The organism is Arsenicicoccus sp. UBA2120 (assembly GCF_002330965.1).
GTDB lineage: Bacteria > Actinomycetota > Actinomycetes > Actinomycetales > Dermatophilaceae > Arsenicicoccus > Arsenicicoccus bolidensis.
Map to the genome: position 1 here is coordinate 1 of NZ_DCYC01000006.1, position 17,906 is coordinate 17,906.

General features: G+C 73.3%; 20 protein-coding genes. 13 read left to right on the forward strand and 7 right to left on the reverse strand.

Annotated elements, in window-relative coordinates; all coding sequences use genetic code 11:
• Positions 1–178: 178 nt before the first annotated feature.
• The 6 genes from B2P18_RS00250 to B2P18_RS00275 all read right to left on the reverse strand — a co-directional run bounded on the left by B2P18_RS00250 (position 179) and on the right by B2P18_RS00275 (position 6,346).
• Positions 179–1,039, reverse strand: a complete 861-nt coding sequence (locus B2P18_RS00250) for an SGNH/GDSL hydrolase family protein (RefSeq protein WP_286955265.1) — start codon at positions 1,037–1,039, stop codon at positions 179–181.
• A 64-nt stretch (positions 1,040–1,103) separates the two neighbouring features.
• On the reverse strand, positions 1,104–1,997 hold the full coding sequence (locus tag B2P18_RS00255) for an A/G-specific adenine glycosylase (protein WP_286955266.1): 894 nt from the start codon (positions 1,995–1,997) through the stop codon (positions 1,104–1,106).
• 45 nt (positions 1,998–2,042) lie between these two features.
• Entirely contained in the window at positions 2,043–3,101 is a 1,059-nt protein-coding gene (gene disA, locus B2P18_RS00260; protein WP_286955287.1) for a DNA integrity scanning diadenylate cyclase DisA, read from the reverse strand.
• 193 nt (positions 3,102–3,294) lie between these two features.
• Positions 3,295–4,668, reverse strand: a complete 1,374-nt coding sequence (radA, locus tag B2P18_RS00265; protein ID WP_019286484.1) for a DNA repair protein RadA — start codon at positions 4,666–4,668, stop codon at positions 3,295–3,297.
• Between the two features lie 58 nt (positions 4,669–4,726).
• Positions 4,727–5,491: a class I SAM-dependent methyltransferase gene (locus B2P18_RS00270; protein WP_029212744.1), complete on the reverse strand. Its 765-nt coding sequence runs from the start codon at positions 5,489–5,491 to the stop codon at positions 4,727–4,729.
• A gap of 6 nt (positions 5,492–5,497) precedes the next feature.
• Positions 5,498–6,346 carry a hypothetical protein gene (locus B2P18_RS00275; protein ID WP_286955269.1) on the reverse strand — a complete coding sequence of 283 codons (849 nt, stop codon included), beginning with the start codon at positions 6,344–6,346 and terminating at the stop codon, positions 5,498–5,500.
• Between the two features lie 42 nt (positions 6,347–6,388).
• Between B2P18_RS00275 and B2P18_RS00280 the strand changes: the two genes are divergently transcribed.
• The 13 genes from B2P18_RS00280 to B2P18_RS00340 all read left to right on the forward strand — a co-directional run bounded on the left by B2P18_RS00280 (position 6,389) and on the right by B2P18_RS00340 (position 17,315).
• Positions 6,389–7,321: a Ppx/GppA phosphatase family protein gene (locus tag B2P18_RS00280; protein WP_286955271.1), complete on the forward strand. Its 933-nt coding sequence runs from the start codon at positions 6,389–6,391 to the stop codon at positions 7,319–7,321.
• A gap of 25 nt (positions 7,322–7,346) precedes the next feature.
• Positions 7,347–8,177 (forward strand): sugar phosphate isomerase/epimerase family protein, encoded by an 831-nt coding sequence (locus B2P18_RS00285; RefSeq protein WP_286955274.1) that lies wholly within the window; start codon positions 7,347–7,349, stop codon positions 8,175–8,177.
• Positions 8,174–8,752, forward strand: coding sequence for a TetR/AcrR family transcriptional regulator (locus tag B2P18_RS00290; protein ID WP_019286478.1), 579 nt, complete (start codon positions 8,174–8,176; stop codon positions 8,750–8,752). Before B2P18_RS00285 ends, B2P18_RS00290 begins: the two co-directional genes overlap by 4 nt.
• 68 nt (positions 8,753–8,820) lie before the next feature.
• Complete coding sequence (locus B2P18_RS00295) at positions 8,821–9,639, forward strand: ABC transporter ATP-binding protein (protein ID WP_029212739.1); 819 nt, start codon at positions 8,821–8,823, stop codon at positions 9,637–9,639.
• Positions 9,636–10,370, forward strand: a complete 735-nt coding sequence (locus tag B2P18_RS00300; protein WP_019286476.1) for an ABC transporter permease — start codon at positions 9,636–9,638, stop codon at positions 10,368–10,370. Before B2P18_RS00295 ends, B2P18_RS00300 begins: the two co-directional genes overlap by 4 nt.
• A gap of 59 nt (positions 10,371–10,429) precedes the next feature.
• Positions 10,430–11,386 (forward strand): proline dehydrogenase family protein, encoded by a 957-nt coding sequence (locus tag B2P18_RS00305; protein ID WP_286955277.1) that lies wholly within the window; start codon positions 10,430–10,432, stop codon positions 11,384–11,386.
• A 264-nt stretch (positions 11,387–11,650) separates the two neighbouring features.
• A complete protein-coding gene (gene proC / locus B2P18_RS00310; RefSeq protein WP_286955278.1) occupies positions 11,651–12,472 on the forward strand; it encodes a pyrroline-5-carboxylate reductase in 822 nt (273 codons plus the stop codon).
• A 168-nt stretch (positions 12,473–12,640) separates the two neighbouring features.
• Positions 12,641–13,192 carry a GNAT family N-acetyltransferase gene (locus B2P18_RS00315; RefSeq protein WP_019286473.1) on the forward strand — a complete coding sequence of 184 codons (552 nt, stop codon included), beginning with the start codon at positions 12,641–12,643 and terminating at the stop codon, positions 13,190–13,192.
• Between the two features lie 55 nt (positions 13,193–13,247).
• Positions 13,248–14,444: an acetoin utilization protein AcuC gene (locus B2P18_RS00320; protein WP_029212737.1), complete on the forward strand. Its 1,197-nt coding sequence runs from the start codon at positions 13,248–13,250 to the stop codon at positions 14,442–14,444.
• A 180-nt stretch (positions 14,445–14,624) separates the two neighbouring features.
• Positions 14,625–14,825, forward strand: coding sequence for a helix-turn-helix domain-containing protein (locus B2P18_RS00325; protein ID WP_019286471.1), 201 nt, complete (start codon positions 14,625–14,627; stop codon positions 14,823–14,825).
• A 172-nt stretch (positions 14,826–14,997) separates the two neighbouring features.
• Positions 14,998–15,096, forward strand: a complete 99-nt coding sequence (locus B2P18_RS00330) for a 30S ribosomal protein bS22 (RefSeq protein WP_003792170.1) — start codon at positions 14,998–15,000, stop codon at positions 15,094–15,096.
• Between the two features lie 180 nt (positions 15,097–15,276).
• Positions 15,277–16,344 carry an NAD-dependent epimerase/dehydratase family protein gene (locus tag B2P18_RS00335; protein ID WP_029212736.1) on the forward strand — a complete coding sequence of 356 codons (1,068 nt, stop codon included), beginning with the start codon at positions 15,277–15,279 and terminating at the stop codon, positions 16,342–16,344.
• Between the two features lie 44 nt (positions 16,345–16,388).
• Positions 16,389–17,315 carry a lysophospholipid acyltransferase family protein gene (locus tag B2P18_RS00340; RefSeq protein ID WP_286955284.1) on the forward strand — a complete coding sequence of 309 codons (927 nt, stop codon included), beginning with the start codon at positions 16,389–16,391 and terminating at the stop codon, positions 17,313–17,315.
• A gap of 308 nt (positions 17,316–17,623) precedes the next feature.
• Here the strand turns inward: B2P18_RS00340 and B2P18_RS00345 are convergent.
• Positions 17,624–17,906, reverse strand: a 283-nt coding sequence (locus tag B2P18_RS00345; RefSeq protein ID WP_286955286.1) for a hypothetical protein, incomplete at its 5' end; no start/stop codon positions are given.

Here is a 17,906-nt window from a genome sequence, read left to right on the forward strand (position 1 = left end):
CCTGACGGGTCAGTTTCGGGCGTTTCGCGCCGGTATGCCGGAGGCCAGCTGCTGGGCCCAGACCCGGCACGCGGCCGGACCGGGGTGGAAGCCGTCCGCGGCGAGGGCTCGAGCTGCCCTGGCGGGTCAGTTTCGGGCGGGTGCGGGCGGTGGTGGGGGCTTGGGCTGCCCTGACGGGTCAGTTTCGGGCGTTTCGCGCCGGTATGCCGGAGGCCAGCTCCTGGGCCCAGACCCGGCACGCGGCCGGACCGGGGTGGAAGCCGTCCGCGGCGAGGTCGTCCGGCGTCATGGGCAGGTGCGAGACCGGGACGTGGGTCAGGCGATGACGGCGGGCCGCGTCGCGCAGGACCCCGTCGAGACGTCCCCCCGCCAGGCCGAGCAGGGACGCGACGGGGCGGGGGAGCAGCGGCATGGAGCGGGGCTCGGGCAGGCCGGAGATCACGATCGCGGCGTCGGGTGCGACTGCCCGGGTGCGGTTGACCAGGGCCTCCACGTCGCGGGCGAACCGCCCGGGGCGGTGGCCACGCAGCAGGTCGTTGACGCCGATGGCGATGACGACGACGTCGACGGGGGCGCGACCTGCCTCTGCCTCGGCCTCGAGGCGGGGCACGAGGTGCAGCGTGCAGTAGTCCGCCGTGGCGTCGTCCGCCGCGAGCGTCCGCCAGGCCACGTCGCGGCCCTCGCGGTCGGCCAGCACTTGCGCGAGCTGGGCCGCGAGGATCTGCGACGGCTCGTCGCAGCCGATGCCGAGAGCCGTCGACTCGCCGAGCACCACGAGCTGCACCAGCTGGCGAGCGTCACCGGCGCCATGGCTGACCCGGTCGACGCCGTCAGTGTCGACACCGGAGGCGCCGACATGGGCGGCGCCGACACCGGCAGCGCCCACTCCGTCGGCACCGGTGGCGCCGGTCGGGCGGGCGAGCCCGGACTCGGCGCCCTCGGGGGCGTGCAGCTTGGGAGCCCTGGCGGCGATGCCTCGGTGCAGGGCCCGCCGCACGGACGGGACGTCGATCTTGCGGGGCGCGATGGGGATCGGCATACGGCCATCCTCTCCCCACGACGGCCGTCGCGGGGAGGTCTGCGCCGAGGATCCGGCGCGCGGATCAGCGCGGGAGCGTGAACCGGCCGCGTCCGAGCGGCTCGACGAGGCCGTCCGTCACGAGCCCGTCGAGGCAGCGCATGCGCCGGACCTCGTCGTCGGGGCAGGCCGTCGCCAGGTCTGCGAGACCCACGGGGCCGTCGGCGGCGCGCAGCACCGCCAGCATCGCGCCGCGCACCTGCCGGTCGGTGCCCTCCCAGGCCTGGCCCTTGCGCGGCGGTCCGTCATAGACCGGCGAGCCGGCGAGACGCCACGCGCACAGGTGCGCCACCGGGCAGTCGGGGCAGCGGGGGCTGCGAGCGGTGCAGACGAGGGCGCCGAGCTCCATGACGGCGACGTTCCAGACGCGGGCGACCTCGGGGTCGGCCGGGACGAGCGTCGCGGCCAGAGCCGTCTCGGCGCGGGTGAGCGCGGCGGCGGGCAGGGCCGCGCCGGTGACGGCCCGGGCCTCCACGCGACGGACGTTGGTGTCGACGACGACGGTGCGCTCCCCGTGCGCGAAGCACGCGACGGCCGCCGCCGTGTAGGTCCCCACGCCGGCCAGCGTGAGCAGCTCGACCTCGGTCGCGGGCACCTCGCCCCCGTGCTGCTCGACGATGGCGACGGCGCACTGGCGCAGGCGCAGCGCCCGACGCGGGTAGCCCAGCCGCCCCCATGCCCTGACCGCGTCACCGGCGGGGGCGAGCGCGAGGTCGCGGGGCGTGGGCCACCGCTCCATCCACTCCAGCCAGACGGGCAGCACGCGGGCCACGGGGGTCTGCTGCAGCATCACCTCGGAGACGAGCACGCCCCACGCGGAGCAGTCGTCGTGGCGCCACGGCAGGTCGCGGGCATGGTCGGCATACCAGCCGAGGATCGGCTCGTGCAGGTCGCCGAGGTCGCCGTGGTCGTCGCTCATGAGGTCGTATGACGGGCCCGCGGTCGTTGCGGGCCGCCGTCAGGGTCAGACGTAGCGCTCGAGGATGCTGGACTCGGCCAGGCGGGACAGGCCCTCGCGGACCGCGCGGGCGCGGGACTCGCCGACGCCGTCGACGTCCATGAGGTCCTCGAGGCTGGCCGCGAGCAGCCGCTGCAGCGAGCCGAAGTGGTCGACGAGACGGTCGACGATCGTGGCCGGCAGGCGCGGGATCTTGGACAGCAGGCGGAAGCCGATCGGGCTGACCGCCTGGTCGAGCACGTCGGCCGAGGCGGAGAAGCCCAGGGCGCGGGACACGATCTGCAGGTCGATGAGCTCGGGCGTCGTGAGGGCGGCGAGCTCGGCCAGACCGTTCTGCACGGGGTGGTCGGCGGCGACCGCGGCCTCGTGCAGGTAGTCGCGGATGACGAGCTCGCGGTCGTTGCCGACGCCCTGGGTGAGCTCCTCGAGCTGCAGGGACAGCAGCCGGCCGTCGGTGCCGAGCTCGACGACGTAGTCCTCGATCTCCTCGCTGATGCGCCGGACCATCTCGAGGCGCTGCAGGACCGCCATGACGTCGCGGACCGTGACCAGGTCCTCGATCTCCAGGGCGGAGAGGGTGCCGGTGACCTCGTCGAGCCGGGCCTTGTAGCGGCCCAGCGTGGCGAGGGCCTGGTTGGCGTGCGACAGGATCGCGGAGGAGTTCTCGATGACGCGGCGCTGCCCGCCGACGTAGAGCGCGATGATCTGCATCGACTGGCTCACCGAGATGACGGGGTAGCCGGTCTGCTTGGCCACGCGCTCGGCGGTGCGGTGCCGCGTGCCGGACTCGCTGGTCTCGATCGAGGCGTCGGGCAGCAGCTGGGTGGCGGCCTTGACGATGCGGCTCAGGTCCTTGTTGACGACGATGGCGCCGTCCATCTTGGCCAGCTCGCGCAGGCGGGTCGCGGAGAACTCGATGTCGATGGGGAAGCCGCCGGTCGCGATCTGGTCGACGAGCTTGTCGTTGCCCAGCACGATCAGGGCGCCGGTGCGGCCGCGGAGGATGCGCTCGAGCCCGTCGCGCAGGTCGGTGCCGGGGGCCACGGCAGCGAGGGCGGTCAGCATCAGGTCGTCGTCCGGGCGGCCGTCCACGATCACTCCTCGTCGTCAGAGCCTGCGCCCGAGCCCGGTCGGTGCCCGCGCTCGACGCAGCGTGCGGCGGGGATCGCCTGCACTGCTCCCGCATCATCCTAACGGCGCAAGCGGCGTCGACGGGCGAACACGCGGGGTATCCGTCCGTCAGGTGGGGTCGTCCTCGTCACAGGTCGAGCGCGATCCCCACCGCCCGCCCCACGTGGGTGACCTCGAGCACCTGGATCCCGTCGGGCAGCTGGCCCTGGGCGCGGGTGCCCGCCGGCACGATGGCGCGCCGGAAGCCCAGTCGCGCTGCCTCCATCAGGCGGCGCTGCAGGCCGGTGCACTGGCGCACCTCGCCGGCCAGGCCCACCTCGCCGAAGGCGACCGTGCCGGAGGGGACGGGCTTCTCGAGGAGGGAGGACGCGATGGCGATCGCCACGGCCAGGTCGGCGGCGGGCTCGGTGAGGCGGGCGCCGCCGACGGTGGCGATGTAGGCGTCGTGCTTGTCGACGGGCTGGGCGGCGTGCTTGTGCAGGACGGCCAGGGTCATCGCTGTGCGGTTGTGGTCGACGCCGCTGGTCGTGCGCCTCGGGTTGGTCGCGGTGGTCTGGTCCATCAGCGCCTGCACCTCGCTGACCAGCGGTCGCCGGCCCTCGAGGGTGACGGTGACGCAGGTGCCGGGGACCTCGCTGTCGCGGCTGGAGAGGAAGAGCCCGCTGGGGTCGGCCAGGCCGACGATGCCCACGTCGGACAGGTCGAAGCAGCCGACCTCGTCCGTCGGTCCGTAGCGGTTCTTGACGGCGCGGACGAGCCGCAGCCGGCTGTGGCGCTCGCCCTCGAACTGCACCACCACGTCGACCAGGTGCTCCAGCACGCGGGGCCCGGCGATGGACCCGTCCTTGGTGACGTGCCCGACGAGCAGGGTGGCCATGTGCCGGCGCTTGGCGGCCGCGATGACGCTGGCGGCGACCTCGCGGACCTGAGACACGTTGCCCGCCGAGCCGTCGACCTCGACCGAGCTGATCGTCTGCACCGAGTCGACCACGAGCAGGTCGGGCTTGACCGCCTCGACCTGGCCGAGCAGCGTCGACAGGTCGGTCTCGGACGCCAGGTAGAGGCGGTCGGCGATGGCGCCGATCCGCTCGGCGCGCACGCGCACCTGGGCCGCGGACTCCTCGCCGCTGACGTAGAGCACGGTGCCGCCGGCCTGCGCGACCTGCGCCGCCACGTCGAGCAGCAGGGTGGACTTGCCGATGCCCGGCTCGCCCGCCACGAGCACCACGGCGCCCGCCACGAGTCCGCCGCCCAGCACCCGGTCGAACTCGCCGACCCCGGTCGAGCGGGCCTCGGCGCGTCGCGCGTCGACCTGGCCGATGGGCACCGCCGGCCGCTCCACGTGGGTCGCGGCGGCCGTGCGGATGGAGACGGCGCCGATCTCGCTCACGGACCCCCAGGCCTGGCACTCGCCGCACCGGCCCACCCACTTGGGCGTCGTCCAGCCGCACTCGGAGCAGCGGTAGGTCGCCTTGGTGGTCTTGGTCGCGGGTCTGGCCATGGTCCCAACCTAGACGCGGGCACCGACACACCCCCTCAGGCCCTCGCAGCGCGGGTCGCTAGAAGCGGCGCCACCAGACGTTGACCGCGTAGTCGACCTCGGTCCCGCCGTGCCGGGCCAGGATCCAGTCCGACATCTGCGGCGTGAACTCCAGCCGCACCACGCGCTCCAGGTCGTCGCGCGACCGGTGCGACCACCGCATGTCGACGCGCTCGGCCGTCCAGCCCTGCCGCCGCCAGAAGCGCTCGACCGCGAGCGGGTCGTAGGTCGGCCACGCGCGCCGGAACCACGCGCCGAAGGTCGACCGCGTCGCGTCGTTGTCGATCACGAAAGCCGTTCCCCCGGGCCGGATCACGCGCTCGAGCTCGGCGAGGCCGGGCTCGCACCCGGCGCCGAAGAAGTAGGCCCAGCGCGCCTGCGCCACGTCGATCGAGCCGTCCGCCAGGGGGAGCGCCTGGGCGCCTGCCTCCACCACGGACGCGTTGCGGATCCCCAGGTGGGACAACCGTTCTCGGGCTCGTATGACGAGCGGCCCGTGCGGCTCCACACCCACCACGGTGTCCGCGGTCGCCGCGAGACCTGGCAGGTGATAGCCGGATCCGCACCCCACGTCGAGGACGTCGCAGCCCGCCCAGCCCGTCCGGCCAGCCTCGCCCAGGACGGACCGCATCGCCGCCTCGATGGCGCCGTCCGGGTCCACGCCGGCGTTCTCGATCTCGTAGGCGTCCGGGTCGTTCCAGATGTTGGGGGACGGGATCGCCTCAGCCGCAAGCCGATCCGCGGACGGTTCGACCCACCCGTCGCGGATGTCGTTGTCGGGCAAAGCCGCTCACCGACGCTTCTTGGTGACCGCGCCCTCGCCCTGGGCCTCCAGGGTGGCCGGGTGCACGAGCAGCGGCAGCAGCTTGCGGGCCCCGGTGGCGCGGGCCGCCTTGACGGCGGCGAGGTGCGCCTCGCACCGGATCACCAGCTCGTCGTACGCGAGATCGCCCATCAGCTCTCGCAGCTCGCCCTCGTTGGAGCGGTAGACGGGCTCGCGCCCGACGTGCGCCTCGGGGTTGCCGGAGCAGTACCAGTCGAGGTCGTGACCGCCGGGGCCCCAGCCGCGCCGGTCGAACTCGCCGATGGAGATCTCGAGATAGCTGGTCTCGTCAGGCATCTCGACGGTGCGGTAGGACCGGCGGGTCGGCAGCTGCCAGCACACGTCGGGCTTGACCGTGTGCGGCGCCTCGCCGTGCTCGACGGCCCACTGGTGCAGCGAGCAGCCGTGTCCCCCAGGGAATCCCGGGCGGTTGAGGAAGACGCAGGCGCCGTCCACCACACGCGTCTTGAGCTCGCCGTCCTCCCGCTCGAGCCAGCCCTCGAGGGGCTCCTCGCCCTTGCGGGTGCCACGTGGCGTCGTGGACAGGCCGGTCGACCGGTGCTGCCAGCGCTCGGGCGGCATCCGCCGGGCGACGCGCCGCACCCGGGCGACGTCGTCGGCGTCGGTGAAGTGGGCGCCCAGCGTGCAGCAGCCGTCGTCGGGGCGCTCGGCATACACCCCGGCGCAGCCGTTGCCGTAGATGCAGGTCCACCGCGAGGTCAGCCAGGTCAGGTCGCACCGGAAGCGCTGCTCCGCGTCGGCCGGATCGGTGAACTCGATCCAGACGCGGGGGATGTCGAGGGGGACTTCGGGCATCCCTCAAGCCTAGTGCCGCCGGCTCCCACTAGGCTCGCCCCCATGCGCCTCGGAGTCATCGACATCGGTTCCAACACGGTCCACATGCTCGTCGTCGACGCCCACTGGGGAGCCCGGCCGCTCCCGACCGTGAGCCACAAGATGGAGCTGCGGCTCTCGGAGCACACCGACGACCAGGGGCACATCGACGAGCAGGGCGTGCGCTCGCTGGAGCGATTCGCGGGGGAGTGCCTGCGCATCGCCGAGGACCAGGGCGTCGAGCGCGTGATGGGCTTCGTGACCAGCGCGATCCGCGAGGCGGGCAACGGCGACGGCGTCCTGTCGATGGTGCGCGAGAGCACCGGCGGCGACCTGCAGATCCTCACCGGCGAGGAGGAGGCGCGGCTGACCTTCCTCGCGGTGCGTCGGTGGTTCGGCTGGTCCAGCGGCAAGCTGCTGATGGTCGACATCGGCGGCGGATCGCTGGAGATCGCCTCGGGCATCGACGAGGACCCGGACGTGGCCATGTCCTTCGAGCTGGGGGCGGGCCGCGTGACCCGCACGATGCTGCAGGGCGACCCGCCGTCGACCGAGCAGGTCCGCGAGGCCCGCAAGCAGATCCGCGCCACCATCGCCCGCGGGATGCGCGAGCTGACCAAGGCCGGCGAGCCCGACCTCGCCGTGGGCACCTCCAAGACGATGCGCACCCTCGCCCGGGTCCTGGGCGCGGCCCCGGCCAGCGACGGCCTGCACGCCAAGCGGCACCTCGAGCGCGCCGCCCTCGCCGACCTGGTCCCGCGCCTGGCCGGTATGCCGGCCGCCCACCGCGCGGCGCTGCAGGGCGTCTCCGCGGGCCGCTCCCACCAGCTGCTCGCCGGCGCGATGGTGGCCGAGGCGTCGATGGACCTGCTCGGCGTCGACCGTCTCGAGATCTGCCCGTGGGCGCTGCGCGAGGGCGTGATCCTCAACGAGCTGGACCTCATGCGCATGGAGTAGTCCCCGCGAGGCTAGGCTCGACGACGTGACCGCACACCAGCCAGCAGGGCCCTCCGTGCCGTCCCCCCTCGTCGCCCTCTCGACCTCGTCGGTCTATCCCGAGCGTGTCCGCGACGCCTTCCGGATCGCCTCCGACCTGGGCTACGACGCCGTCGAGGTGATGGTCTACACCGACCCGGTGTCGCAGGACGCCGCCGCGATCAACGACCTCGTGCAGCAGCACCAGCTGCCGGTGGTGTCGATCCACGCCCCCACGCTGCTGCTCACGCAGCGGGTCATGCACTCGGCCCCCTGGCCCAAGATCGACATGTCCCTCGACCTGGCCCGGGCTGTCGGCTGCGACACCGTCGTGGTGCACCCGCCGTTCCGCTGGCAGCGCGTCTACGCCCGCGAGTTCGTCGACGGCGTCGCGACCCGCGAGCACGAGTCGGGCATCACCATCGCCGTCGAGAACATGTATCCCTGGCGCGCCGGCGAGCGTCTGGTGCAGGCCTACCTGCCGCACTGGGACCCCGTAGAGCAGCCCTACGACAACGTGACGCTGGACCTGTCGCACGCCGCGACGGCCCTGGAGGACTCGCTCGAGATGGCGCAGGCGCTCGGCGACCGGCTGCACCACGTGCACCTGACCGACGGTCTGGGCTCCGCGCTCGACGAGCACCTCGTGCCGGGGCGCGGCTCGCAGCCGGCCAAGGAGCTGCTGCAGCACCTGGCCTCCACGGGGTTCGCGGGATCCGTCGTGGTGGAGGTCAGCACCCGCAAGGTCAGCGCCCACCAGCGCCGCGAGGACTTGGCCGAGTCCCTGGCCTTCGCGCGCCGCCACCTTGCCCAGCCCGAGCCCGACGGCGGCGCATGAGCCCACGCGGACGGCGACCCGCGGGGGAGGACGCCCGGGCACAGATCGTCGAGGCGGCCCGGGCCGAGCTCGCCGCCAAGGGCTACGACGGCACCTCCCTGCGGGGCGTGGCGCGCGCGGCCGGCGTCGACCCCGCCCTGGTGCACCACTACTTCGACGGCAAGACCGCGGTGTTCGCGGCGGCCATGGAGGTGCCCTTCGACCCGCGCGTCGTGGTCGACCGCATCCTCGATGTGCCGGACGACCGGCTCGGGGAGTCCCTGGTGCGCGGCTTCCTCCACGTGTGGGACAACCCCGAGGGGCGCGAACGCATCGCGGCGCTGCTGCGGTCGGCGGCGACCCACGACGACCCGATGACCCTGCTCAGGCAGTTCCTCCTGCACGAGGTCTTCGGCCGGGTGGCGGCGCGCGTCGGCCCGCAGGACCTGGAGCGCCGGGCCGCGCTGGTGGCGACCCAGATGATCGGGCTGGCGTTCGCGCGCTACGTGGCAGGGCTGCCCGGTGTCGCCGACGCCGAGCCCGACGAGCTCGTGGCGGCGGTCGGTCCCGTCATACAGCGCTATCTCGATCTCTGACCCGACCCACCCTCATGCCCCCAGGGCGGGGGTTGTGGGGAGGCTGGCACAGGTCTAGATTTCATCACATGATGAAAAGACAGCGCGGACGGCACGAGGCGGGTGCGGTCGACCTCGACCCGGCACGCGTGCCCGCGCCCGCAGCGGCGGCGATCGACGTGCGTTCCCTCGTGGTCAGACGCGGCGCTCGCGAGGTCCTCCACGGCCTCGACCTCCAGGTGCCGGTCGGCCAGGTGGTCGGTCTGCTAGGCCCCTCCGGCGGCGGCAAGTCCACCCTCCTGCGTGCCGTCGTCGGGGTGCAGGTCACCCACGGCGGTGAGGTCCTGGTGCTGGGCCGCCCGGCCGGGTCCGCCGACCTGCGGCGCGAGGTCGGCTACACGACGCAGAGCCCGAGCGTCTACGACGACCTCTCGGTGACCGCCAACGTCACCTACTTCGCCCGCCTGCTCGGGGTCCGCGACGTCCAGGCCGAGGTGTCGCGCGTCCTCGAGCTCGTCGACCTGACCAGCCACGCGGACGACCTCACGCGGGCCCTGTCCGGTGGGCAGCGCAGCCGGGCGTCCCTGGCCTGCTCGCTCGTGGGGTCGCCGCGCCTGCTCGTCCTGGACGAGCCGACCGTCGGGCTGGACCCGGTGCTGCGCCGCAGCCTGTGGGACCTGTTCCACCGCCTGGCCGACGACGGGACGACGCTGCTCGTCTCCAGCCACGTCATGGACGAGGCGGCGCGCTGCGACCGGCTCGTCCTGGTCCGGGAGGGGCGCGTCCTCGCCGACTCGACCTATCCCGAGCTGCTCGCCGCCACCGGCGCCGACGATGCCGAGCAGGCCTTCCTCACCCTCATCGACCGTTCGGACGCAGACGGCCCAGCGGATGGAGGCTCCCGATGAACCCCCGACTCATGCTCGTCACGGCCGGGCGGATCCTGGCCCAGATCCGCTCCGACCGGCGCACCGTCGCCCTCCTGCTCGTGGTGCCCTGCGTCCTGCTCGGCCTCCTGGCCTGGGTGTATGACGGGACGCCCGTCTTCGACCGGGTCGGTCCTGCCCTGCTCGGCGTATTCCCCTTCGTGGTGATGTTCATCGTCACGAGCGTCACGACCCTGCGGGAGCGCTCGTCGGGCACGCTCGAGCGCCTCTTCACCACGCCCCTCGGCAAGGGCGACCTGCTGGGCGGCTACGCCCTGGCGTTCGGGGTGTTCGCGCTGCTGCAGGCGCTGGTCGCCACGGCCTGGGCGGTGTGGGTGTGCGGCCTGGACGTCCGCGGCTCGCTCGGGCTGCTGGTGCTGGTCGCCGTCGTCGACGCGGTCCTCGGGTGCACCTTCGGGCTGTTCGTGAGCGCGTTCGCGACCACGGAGTTCCAGGCCGTGCAGTTCATGCCGGCGTTCGTGCTGCCGCAGTTCCTGCTGTGCGGGCTGCTCACGCCGCGCGACGCCATGCCGGGCGTGCTGAGCGGCCTCAGCGACGTGCTGCCCCTCAGCTATGCCGTGGACGCGATGACGGCGGTGGCCACGCAGGCCGACGCCGCCGCCGACGTGTGGCGCGACGTCGCCGTGATGGCGGGGTTCGTGGTGGCGGCGATCGCGCTGGGGGCCGCGACCCTGCGCCGCCGGACGCCCTGACCACCGAGGACGGTCTAGCCTGGGGCTCACCACCTGATCCCTGCGCGGAAGGCGCCACCATGATCCTGGAGCTCGGTGACGCCCTGCGCGCCTCCTCCCTGCGGCTCGCCCGCATCGGACGCGTGCAGTCGGTGATCGAGGAGTCGCCGGGCACGCGCGACATCCTGGCCCGCTTCATCGCCGGGGACAGCACGCAGTCGGCGCTCGGCGCGGCCCGCGACCTCATGGAGACCGGCCGCGCGGTGACCGTGTCCTACCTCGGGCCGGACGCCGACTCGCGCGCCCGCAGCGACGCCACCGTGGACGAGTACGAACGGCTCGTCGCCGAGGCCGTCTCCCGGGGGCTCGTCGGTGACCACCGCCTCGAGCTCAGCGTCCGTCCCGCCGCGTTCGGTCGCCTGGACCAGGCCACCGGCCGGTCCCTCGCCCTCGCCCAGCTGCGGCGCGTGTGCCGGGCCGCGCACAACGCCGGCCTGGACGTGACCCTCGACATGGAGGGCTTCGAGACGGTCGAGCCGACCCTGGAGCTGCTCCGCGAGCTGCGGCAGGACTTCCCCGGCGTGGGGATCGCCCTGCAGGCGGCCCTGCGGCGCACCGAGCAGGACTGCCGCGACCTCGCTGCCGAAGGGGTCCGGGTCCGGCTGGTCAAGGGCGCCTACAAGCTCGACGAGCGCCGCTCCTTCGACGCGGTGGAGGACGTCGACCGGTCCTACGTCCGGTGCCTGCGGATCCTGATGGAGGGCGCCGGATATCCCATGGTCGCCACCCATGACCCGCGCATGACCTCGATCGCGGCCGCCCTCGCCCGGTCCTACGACAAGGGGCCTGAGCACTTCGAGTACCAGATGTACCTCGGCATCCGCCCCCTCGAGCAGACCGCCATCGCCGACCGCGGCGACCGCATGCGCGTCTACGTCGCCTACGGCCCCGCCTGGTACTCCTACCTCGTGCGCCGCGTCGCCGAGCGCCCCACCAACGTCACGTTCTTCGTGCGCTCGCTGCTCTCGCGCCGCTGACCCCGCCGCCGCTGGCCTCCCCGCGCCCCGGGTCTCCGCGCCCCGCGCCCCGCGTCCCCGTGCCGCGCGCCGCGCGCCCCTGTGCCGCGCGCCGCGCCCCGCGTCCCGCGCGCCGCGCCGCCATTGGTCACCAATGACGTCTCGAGGCATGGTTCGAACGATCAAATCCACCAGTGGTGACCAATGGCGCGGGGTGGGGGTTGTCGGTGGGCTTCGGCATACTGGCGAGCGCACCCGACCTCGCAACCTCGACAGGGAGTTCCGATGACTGACCTCGCGTCCCGCACGATCGCGTTCTACGGCGTCGGCGCCATGGGGTCGGCGATCCTCGCCGCCCTGGTCCGCGGCGGGCACCCGGCCGACCAGGTCCTCGCCGTCGACACCAGCAGCGAGCGACTCTCCGAGCTCGCCGGGTCGTATGCCGTGCGCACGACCTCCGACGTGGCCGAGGCCGCCGGCGCGGCCGACGTGCACGTGGTCGCCGTCAAGCCGGCCGACGTCCCGGCCCTGCTCGACGCGATGGCCGGCGGGCTCGGCGAGGGCGGCGTCGTGGTCAGCGTCGCCGCCGGCGTCACCTCCGCCGCCATCGAGGAGCACCTGCCCGACTCGATCGCCGTGGCGCGGGTCATGCCCAACACCCCGGCCCTGGTGGGGCAGGGCATGGCCGTGGTCAGCCCCGGGAGCCGCTGCGGCGACGAGGCCCTCGCCCTGGCGCGTGCCGTGCTCGAGCCGTCGGGGGCCGTGCTGTCCCTGCCCGAGAAGCACCTGGACGCCGTCACCGGGGTGAGCGGCTCGGGGCCCGCCTACGTCTTCTACCTCGCCGAGGCCATGACCGAGGGCGGTGTCCTGATGGGCCTGCCCCGCGACGTCGCCTCGACCCTGGCTGTGCAGACCCTGCTCGGTGCTGCCACGATGCTGGCGGAGGGGGACGACTCGGCGACGATCCTGCGCGAGCGGGTGAGCTCGCCGGGGGGCACGACGACCGCGGGCCTGGCCGTCCTCGACGAGCGGGCCACCCGGGCCGCCGTCGTGGCGGCGGTGCGGGCCGCGACCGAGCGCTCGGCCGAGCTGGGCCGCGGTCACTGAACGCTCGGCACCACCGGCCCCTCGACACCACCGGCCCCTCGACCCCATCGGCCCTTCGACCCAACTGAAATCTCCGGCCACGCCTGCGGATCGAGGCCGCAGCGCCCCGCTGGATCGGTCGCAGACCGGTGTAGCAGCGGCCACGGACACCATGAAAGGATGCGGGACATGACCGAGCTGACCGTGCGCGTGCTGACCGATGATGACTGGGAGCTCTACCGGACCATCCGGCTGGCGGCGCTCAAGGAGTCCCCGGACGCCTTCGCGGCCACCTACGAGGAGGAGCGCGACTTCTCCGACGACCTGTGGCACGAGCGCATGGCCCGGGCGACCCGCCTCGTGGCCGAGGCGGCGGACGGTCCGGTCGGCGTCGCCAGCGTGCGGGCGCAGGCGCCCCGCGACGGCAGCGACGACGCCATGGCCGAGCTGTTCGGCATCTGGGTCCGGCCCGAGCTGCGCGGTCGCCGCGTCGCCGTCGAGCTGGTCCGCGCCGCCTCCGGCATCGCCCGGTCGATGGACTGCCGCCACCTGTCCTACTGGGTGGGCACCGACAACGGTCCGGCCGTGGCGTTCGCCAGCTCCTACGGCTTCCGGGTCACCGACACCCGTCGTCCCATGGTGGCCCGCGGTCACCAGCCGACCGAGGACGACGACGACGAGATGATGATGATCCTGCCCCTCGCGGACGACCCGGGCTCGGTGGCCAGCACCAGCGTCTGACCGGCTAGCGAGCCTCGTCGTGCCGGGCCGGTCCCGCACGGGTACGGTCGGCTCCATGTCGATGCCGACGAGAGTGGTCTGGGACGAGGTCTTCACGCGCTACGACTTCGGGCCGAGCCACCCCATGAGTCCCGTCCGTCTGGACCTGACCGCGCGACTGTGCCGCGAGCTGGGGCTGTTCGACCACGATGACGTCGAGCTCGTGTCCCCCCCGGTCGCCACCGACGACGAGCTCGCCTGGGTCCACGACCGGGACTACATCGCGGCCGTCCGTGCGGCGGGCGAGGACCCCGCCCAGGCCGACCAGGCTTTCGGGATCGGCACCGAGGACGACCCTGCCTTCCTCGGCATGCACGAGGCCAGCGCCCGCATCGCCGGCGGCACCCTCGCCGTCGCCCGAGACGTGTGGGAGGGGCGGGCGCTGCACGGCGTCAACTTCTGCGGCGGCATGCACCACGCGATGCCCGACAGGGCCGCCGGCTTCTGCATCTACAACGACGCGGCCGTCGCCATCCACTGGCTCCTCGAGCACGGCGCCGAGCGGGTGGCCTATGTCGACATCGACGTCCACCACGGCGACGGCGTCGAGCGCTGCTTCTGGGACGATCCGCGCGTCATGACCCTGTCCGTGCACGAGACGGGCCGGGTGCTCTTCCCCGGCACCGGCTTCCCTCGCGACCTCGGCGGCCCCTCGGCCGACGGCACCGCGATCAACGTGGCCCTGCCGCCGGGCACCGGCGACGCGGCCTGGCTGCGGGCGATCAACGCCACCGTCAACCCCCTCGTGCGGGCCTTCGCCCCCGACGTCCTGATCACCCAGCAGGGGTGCGACTCGCACTACCAGGACCCGCTCGCGCACCTCGCGATCTCGGTGGACGCCCAGCGGCAGGCCTTCGAGGGCCTGCACCGGCTCGCCCACGAGGTGAGCGGCGGCCGCTGGGTCGCCCTCGGCGGGGGAGGCTACGAGGTCGTCGACGTGGTGCCCCGCGCCTGGACGCACCTCACGGCCATCGCCACGCACCACCCGATCCGGCTGGACACCCCGATCCCGCAAGCCTGGCGCGACCACGTGCTGGAGCGCCACGGCCGGCCCGGGCCCGAGTCCATGAGCGACGGCGTGGCCGAGGGTGGCATCGTCTGGTGGCGGGGCTGGGAGTCGGGCTACGACCCCGAGGACCCCGTGGACCGCGCCGTCATGGCCACCCGCGAGGCGGCGTTCCCGCTGCACGGGCTCGACGTCTGGTTCGACTAGCCGTCACAAGATGGGCGCCGATCATGGGGTCGGCGGCGTGTCGACTGGACAGCATGGGTGAATCTCATCGCGGATTGCTCACGCGGCGTGACCGGAGCTCTAGAGTGCCAACCAGCACGCGTGTGAAGACTCGACGGGGAAGCCGACGACACCTCGTGCCCGGAGAGTGAGCCATCCCCTATGTCGTCCCAACGTCCTTTCGACGGTGTCCGCTTCTGCACGGTCGCCGAGGTCGCGGCCCGCATGCGCGTGAGCAAGATGACCGTCTACCGCCTCGTCCACAGCGGAGAGCTGCCCGCCGTCCGGGTCGGACGGTCCTTCCGCGTCCCCGAGCACGTCGTCGAGGAGTACCTCGCGCGCGCCTACACCGAGACCGCGTGAGGCCGGCGCGGACGGCATACGGCCTCGGTCGATTGGGTGAGGAGAGCCCGGGGCGCTAGGCTGGGGCGGATTCCCTCGTCGGCGGTGAGCGCGCCACGCGCACGTGACAACGTCGTGCACCGGCACGAGGCTCACGACCGACACTGCAGATCAGCTCGACGAAGGACACGCTATGGGTTCCGTGATCAAGAAGCGCCGCAAGCGCATGGCCAAGAAGAAGCACCGCAAGCTGCTTCGCAAGACGCGTCACCAGCGCCGCAACAAGAAGTGACCAGCAGAGCCCCTCGACCACGGTCGGGGGGCTCTGGTCATGCCCGGGTGCCGTCGGCGTCACCCCTGGCCTAGGCTCGGGACAGGTTCCCCCCAGCAGCCACGCGAGCAGCCTGGCCACCAGCCGCGCCGCCAGCCCGCCGCCAGCCCAGCGTCACCGAACGTCACCCAGGAGGTCCACGTGCCCGACGTCGTGCTCGTCACGGGTGTCTCCCGGCTGCTGGGCGGGCTCGCCGCGACGGCGCTCGCCGCCCGCGAGGACGTGGGCCGCGTCATCGGCATCGACGTGGTGCCACCGAGACGTCCGCTGATCGGGGTCGACTTCGTGCGCGTGGACCTGCGCAACCCGGTCATCACCCGGCTCGTGGAGCAGTACTCAGTGGACACCGTCGTCCACATGGGCGTCCTCGCGACCCCCACGGCCGCCGGAGGCCGGGCGTCGCAGAAGGAGATCAACGTCATCGGCACGATGCAGCTGCTCGCGGCGTGCCAGAAGGCCACCTCGCTGCGGCGGCTCGTGGTCAAGTCCGCAGCGGCGGTGTATGGCGCCTCCCCGCACGACCCCGCGGTGTTCACCGAGTCGGCGGCGCTGGGGGTGCGCACGGCCAACGGCTTCGGGCGCGACTCGTCCGAGGTGGAGTCCTACGTCGCGGGGTTCGCCCGGCGCCGCCCCGACGTCGAGGTGTCCGTCCTGCGCTTCGCCAACGTCATCGGGCCGAGCATCGCCACGGCCCTCACCGACTACTTCAGCCTCCCGGTCGTGCCGGTCCCCGCGGGCTTCGACGGGCGCCTGCAGTTCGTCCACGAGGACGACTGCGTCCGGGCGACCGTGCTGGCCTCCACCGCTGACGCCGACCGCGTCACCGGCGTCACCAACGTCGCCGGCGACGGGGTGCTCACCGTGCTCCAGTGCGCACGGATGATGCACCGGCCCGTCGTGCAGGCGCCCCTGCAGACCGAGGGCCTGCTGCGGCGCGGTTACGGCTGGTCCCGGATGGCGACCTTCCCGGAGGGGCAGTTCCGCCAGCTGGCGTACGGCCGCGTCGTCGACACCACCCGCATGAGGGAGCGTCTCGGCTTCGAGCCGAGCCGGACGAGCCGCGAGGCGTTCGGGTCGTTCGCCGAGACCGCCGGGCTGACCGTGCCGGGCGTCGACCTCGCCCGCACGGGGCTGGGCCGCGCCCAGGTCGTCCTGGCCGCCATGGGGTGGCTCCCCGACCCGTCCTCGACCCCCGGAGCCCGCTCGTGACCGACGACCCTCGCCCCGGACAGCCGGCCGACCCGACACGAGCCGTGCCCCCGATCGACGTGGACGCCGTGGTCGACGCCGTCGTGCAGGTGCTGCGCAGCGCCGCCGCTCTGGCCAAGATCCCGCCGGACGAGGCCGAACGGCAGATCGCCGAGCTGCTGGCCTTCGTGCGCCGCCGCCTGACCGCCGACTACGACGTCGACGAGTTCGGCTTCGACGAGGACTTCACGCTGCACGCCTACCTGCCCCTGCTGCGCCCCCTCTACCGCTCCTGGTTCCGCGTCGAGGTGCGCGGCGCCGAGCACGTCCCCGCCGAGGGCGGCGCCCTGGTCGTCGCCAACCACTCCGGGACGATCGCGCTCGACGCGCTCATGACGCAGGTGGCCCTGTATGACGACCACCCGGCGGGACGGCACCTGCGCATGCTCGGTGCCGACCTCGTCTTCGCCACGCCCGTCGTCGGGGACCTGGCCCGCAAGTCCGGCTCCACCCTGGCCACGGCCGAGGACGCCGAGCGGCTGCTCAGGGCGGGGGAGCTGGTCGGCGTCTGGCCCGAGGGCTTCAAGGGGGTCGGCAAGCCGTTCAGCGAGCGCTACAAGCTGCAGCGGTTCGGGCGTGGGGGATTCGTCGCCGCTGCCCTGCGCGCCGGGGTGCCGATCGTGCCGTGCTCCATCGTGGGCGCGGAGGAGACCTACCCGATGCTGGGCAACGCCTCGGGCCTGGCCAAGCTGCTGGGCATGCCCTACTTCCCCCTCACGCCGACCTTCCCGTGGCTGGGGATGATGGGGCTGGTCCCGCTGCCCAGCAAGTGGATCATCGAGTTCGGCGAGCCGGTGCGCACCGACGAGCTCGGGGCCGGGGCAGGGGAGGACCCCATGACGGTGTTCGCGCTCACCGACGAGATCCGGCAGACGATCCAGGAGAGCCTCTACCGCCTCCTCGCGACCCGGGACTCCGCCTTCTTCGGCTGACCTGCTCAGGTGGATCCGCACGCACGGCGTTCGTGCGCCCTGGCGTGGCCCTGCCGCCTCCTGGCAGGGCGGCTCCGTCCGGGGTCTCGGGCTGCGTCCCCCGTCTGCTTGGTCGTCTCCCGTCTGGTGCTGCAGCACCAGACCGAGGATGGCCGGACCGACGGGGGACGGTCGCCGAGACGGGGGACTGTCGCGGAGACGGAGGGCGACCGCAGTGGCACCTCGGTCGGTCTTATGACGAGCGCCTGCCGCGAGACGTGGTCGGCGTCAACGGCGCCGTGAGCGCACGGGCCCGGGGCCAGCAGACGTCAGTCGCTCCCGCAGGTGCCCGGATAGTCGCGCGTCCACCGGCTGGTCGTGCCCGGTGCGAACGCGTAGCCCGGCTCCGGGGTTGCGTCGACGACCACCGTGGTGGTGATCAGCCCGATGCGGCGGTCCCACTCGTAGCTCACCCCGGTCGTGCGCGGCAGGTGCACGATCCCGTTGCCCGGTACGCAGTGGTCGGCGAACCGCGGAGCCTCCGGCGTGGCGAGGACCCCCGTCGGGATGTCCGAGGGCGCCGGGGTCGTCGGAGCCGGAGTCGTCTGCGTG